General features: G+C 55.9%; 4 protein-coding genes and 1 pseudogene. 1 reads left to right on the top strand and 4 read right to left on the bottom strand.

Translation table 11 applies throughout. From position 1 onward, the window contains the following. The 3 genes from N4G42_RS25180 to N4G42_RS25170 all read right to left on the bottom strand — a co-directional run. On the bottom strand, nt 1–530 hold a 530-nt coding region (locus tag N4G42_RS25180; protein WP_260669137.1), incomplete at its 3' end, for a hypothetical protein. Nucleotides 531–534: 4 nt separating this feature from the next. Then, nucleotides 535–1,128, bottom strand: coding sequence for a TIR domain-containing protein (locus N4G42_RS25175; RefSeq protein WP_260669136.1), 594 nt, complete (start codon nt 1,126–1,128; stop codon nt 535–537). A 707-nt stretch (nt 1,129–1,835) separates the two neighbouring features. Then, nucleotides 1,836–2,192 carry a hypothetical protein gene (locus N4G42_RS25170; RefSeq protein ID WP_260669135.1) on the bottom strand — a complete coding sequence of 119 codons (357 nt, stop codon included), beginning with the start codon at nt 2,190–2,192 and terminating at the stop codon, nt 1,836–1,838. A 191-nt stretch (nt 2,193–2,383) separates the two neighbouring features. On the opposite strand from N4G42_RS25170, the pseudogene N4G42_RS25165 reads away from it, so the two are divergent. Next, nucleotides 2,384–2,635, top strand: a pseudogene (locus N4G42_RS25165) (transposase); the annotation flags it as partial. A gap of 131 nt (nt 2,636–2,766) precedes the next feature. On the opposite strand, the gene N4G42_RS25160 reads toward N4G42_RS25165, so the two are convergent. After that, on the bottom strand, nt 2,767–3,939 hold a 1,173-nt coding region (locus tag N4G42_RS25160), incomplete at its 5' end, for a hypothetical protein (protein ID WP_260669134.1).

The raw sequence follows: 3,939 nt of genomic DNA, 5'->3' as shown, positions 1-3,939 counted from the left end.
CAATGCTCGGTTGCTTTCCCGTACCAACGTCTGAAGCGCGCCTGCCATTTCGTCAGGTGTGGCCGAAGACCATCGTTCAGGACACCAATCGACATTCGCACAATCTCTTCGGTTTCTTTGCGTCTGAACTTGCTGACGGGCACGTCCTTCACGAGTTCGCGAGTGACAGTGAAGAACGTGTGCCATGAGTCGTAGACCTCCGAGATCACATCGTGTTCAAGGTCGATCGGAAGGCCGATCTTCCGTGTGCTCAGTTCGACCCAAATCTTGTACGCGATCTGCCGGTCAGTTTCGTTGATTAAGAGTTTTAGCTTGTTAGTACCTATGCCGACTTCGGCCTGATCGATCTCGAATTTCTGGAACAGGTTACGGTATCGGATTCCTTGCCAGATAAAAAGTAACAAAAGAACCAATAGGATTGCGCCCGTCACCCAACTGCTCATTACGAAGCGCACTTCGAGTGGGCGAAGGAGGGTGAGCTGCAGCAGTGTGTCGGGTGCGGAGGCGGTAGCTTGTACGGTATCGACCACGATGCTAGGCCCTGTTGTAGCCGAAGCGGGCACGCGTGTTATTGATTAAATGACTTTGGGTTTGGCGACGCTGGTAGGCCTCTTCGATTGCTGTTCGGAGTTCAGCTGAGTTGGTCGGATACGGAATGCATCGGGCATAGCAATGCGTACCCTTTGCGACGCCTGATGCGATCAAGTTGTCGTTCAGCCTGTCCGGGTACTGCTGGAAGCCGTATGCGTAGGAAGGGAGCTTGATGCCGAGCAGCCCGTTTGCGGGATTGCCGAATCCGTTCCGAAGCGATGCAGCAATCTCCCAGTCAACGTACCGGCGCTTCCACGTGTTCTGACCGACCATGACGATGGTGATCGACGTGTTCTGCATATACTGCTCGCGGATGCGGCGCATTACATAGTCCGTGTCGTTGCTGTCCACGATGTCGTTTGCCATGTCCAGCCCAAGTGCTCGATGGGTGAATACTTCAGCATTCGAGTATGTGTCGACGAACGTTTGAACCTCCCGCTCGTCAGCGTGATGGTAGGAGATAAAGCAGCGTCGCTTTGGCGGCGTCTGTGCTTCATACAGCAATGATGCGAGAAGACCGTAGTTGGTCGTTGCCATCGTGTTGTCTCGATTTCGTTGGGGTTAGCCTCAGGCCACGTTGAACCATCTCTGCAGGCAGTTCTTTGTTATAGGCCTCGAGGGGTGCTGCATTCTTGCCAGTAACTGTACGCAACTCTAATTTTGCTTGAAGTCTAGTTATGCAGTCGAGACGTGTTGCTCGCAAGCAGACCCTCGCCAAGGGCCGCTCCTGGCCGATTTCTCCCCCACGCACTCAGCTGCTATCTTTTGTTGAGTTAATACTCGCAGGGTTTGCGGGATGCATCACTTTAGATTTCATATGAACGAAGCGCTCGCTCAGTTGGCGGAAGACGTGTTTACTCGTGCTGCACCCGCTGGGTGGCCTCGTCCCACGACCGAAATTCAGCAGTCCGAGTTGCTGCTGATGGTTGACCTACCCGAGGATTTGAGTCACACCAGGCTCACCAAAGCCGAGCGTAGGGCAGTTGCGTTGGCTCTCAATGCGCTGATGCCATCGACGGAGCCACTAGGAATTTGGACGGTGTGCATTTCCAGCCGAGGCAAAGTCGTTGATTCCATTTTGGCGAATGACCTTTAACAAGTTGCTCCTCGTGGACACCCAGTCCAAGGCGGCCGCTTCGCGGTGTCGGCAGCACGCCGTAAAAGCGCCGACGTTGAAAGTCCGCTTCCATTTGCGGTGAACGGCTGCTCTTGGCCGGATTCTGCCTGACGCCGCTCTCCGATATTCATCTGTTCATGTGTACCCGCGCCAGGGCCTGCGCATCTTCCAAGGACGCCATGACGGAAGGGCCTTCCCATTCAGTCCACTCTCGGCCACGCCGTTCGAAGACTGACAATCGGCATGAACTGCCTCCGCCTGCTGTTACTCTGGCGTATCGCGAACGGTCGGCGGAGAGCTCAGACCACAGTTCAGGCACCTTCTTGTTCCCGTTGAAGAAAAACGCGCCGTCAACCTCGGTGTACTCCTCGTCGTCCCGCGCATCGACCGGCGCATAGGCGAAGGCAAGTGGGTCGACTCCCCCACCACCACGCTTCTGCGCCGCCTTAGCACTGATGTCTAGCAGCCAACGGAATGGATTCATCGTGCTTGATTGTCAACAGGGCAGAAAGTCAAATGGATGTCGGCTTCTGGCCGATAGCCGAAGTCTAGCCAACCGTCCCGACTGTTCCTCAGCGAGGGGGCAGGCGATCTGCCGACGTCTGACCGTAGTGTCGAACTCTGTGGACCACATTGCCGAACCGGCTGTCCAGGAGCTCCGAAATATGCATATTGCGCCAGGCGTTGGACAAGGACAAGGCTGTAGATGGGCTGATTGACCAATTCGAGCGCACCAAGGCGCGCATCCGAGCCAAAGTGGAACACCCGTTCCGAGTGCTCAAGCGGCAGTTTGGTTATGTGAAGGTGCGCTACCGTGGTTTGAAGAAAAACACGGCGCAGATCGTGACGCTGTTTGCCCTGTCCAATCTGTGGATGGTCAGGTACAAATTGCTGACCATGGGGCAGGCGCGTGCGCGAGGGGCGTAATGCCCACGAGATCAGAGAATTGCTTCCCCCAGGAGGCGCTTGGACAGCGTTTGGGCGCCTTGCCGGGGCAGGCTTTATCTCACGGACGGGTGTAGCTCACTTCCAAGTGATTCGTGCAGACCTTCCCTGGCTCAGTGTTTAGTGGTGAAGCATGCGATCGCATCTATACAAAACTGGCGATTTTCCCGCGTCGTGACTAATCCAGCGCGTAGTATTACCTCGCGGGCGCTTGGATTCTGCCCATCCTCAATGAGACCGCGTGCTGCCCAGTACGCTAGGCGGCAGTTCTTCCTAGCATTGACGGCAGCAATTAATGTATTCAGAGCCGGTGTGGTAGTGATGGTGTGTTGTGCCTGATGCATAGAGATTTGAGCGTACTTAGCTAGCAGTCCCGCATGAATACGTGTCGGCCGTGCCTGCGTTCGCAGTACCGAAAACACGGCCCGGGAGAGCGTCACGGCTCGTTCCTGCTGAACACGTTGTGCTGGCTTCCGGACGGTAACGGCGATGGGGTCATGGGCCTTAATGCGCGACTGCAGCCAGGCTAGGTCGCGAATCGACGCGCGGATCGATGCGCCGTGTCTAGGAGGGATCCTGCCGTTATGCTGTCGAAGCGACTCTTCAATCTTTTCGCGATCGGACATGACGGTGGGAGTGGGGATGTGATTGCGGTAGCCGTGGGCTCGAAGAAATGCGCTATCGCGCAAGCGCAGCAGCCAATACAGATTCAGTGAAAATACTTGTAACCGTCTGGCGACACGCTTTGGCGATTCAACTGCAAGCCGCACATAGTCTTTGCGTGCTTGTTCTAGCGAAATGGGACGTGGCAACGGTATGGATTTCGCGGGTGTAGCGCTGATCTCGACTTGGCTCACGGCTTTCTTGAACTCTTCGAAAGTCAAACCGGCTGCAGCCAGTAGAGCGCAGAATTCAGGGGCCCGTAGCGATTTTGTGCTTCCGTCGAATTTCAAATGCATGTACGTTCCCGCGTATTCCCAGGTCCGCATGCTACTTGCGCAGGAGCGGGGTTTTTCATGCGGACCATAGGCGTTCTGCATAAGTTGCATTGCTAGAAGCTTGAAATTTTCGTGTACCTTGCCCGTGCGCTCATGCAGAACTGTCAAAACCTGCCCCCGCGTCCACGGTGCTTCCTCGCAGGAGAGAGTGTCTGCGGCGAACTGGCTCAGTTGCTGCATCGCTTGCAGATGCGCAGTCGGTGGCTCAGCGTTACGGGACAAGTCTTCACCGCACCCGCAACGGAGCGCTGGCGGCCTTAGCAGCGCCCGGTTGAAGGGCATGACCGT

Origin of the sequence: Acidovorax sp. K2F (genome assembly GCF_025246485.1) — a bacterium.
Taxonomy (GTDB): Bacteria; Pseudomonadota; Gammaproteobacteria; order Burkholderiales; family Burkholderiaceae_C; genus Acidovorax; species Acidovorax delafieldii.
This window is presented reverse-complemented; position numbering and strand designations above follow the sequence as displayed.

Bases quoted from the DNA above. Each gene is read 5' to 3' on its own strand.
- N4G42_RS25175 (WP_260669136.1), bottom strand. From the start codon at position 1,128: ATGGCAACGACCAACTACGGTCTTCTCGCATCATTGCTGTATGAAGCA.
- N4G42_RS25170 (WP_260669135.1), bottom strand. From the start codon at position 2,192: ATGAATCCATTCCGTTGGCTGCTAGACATCAGTGCTAAGGCGGCGCAG.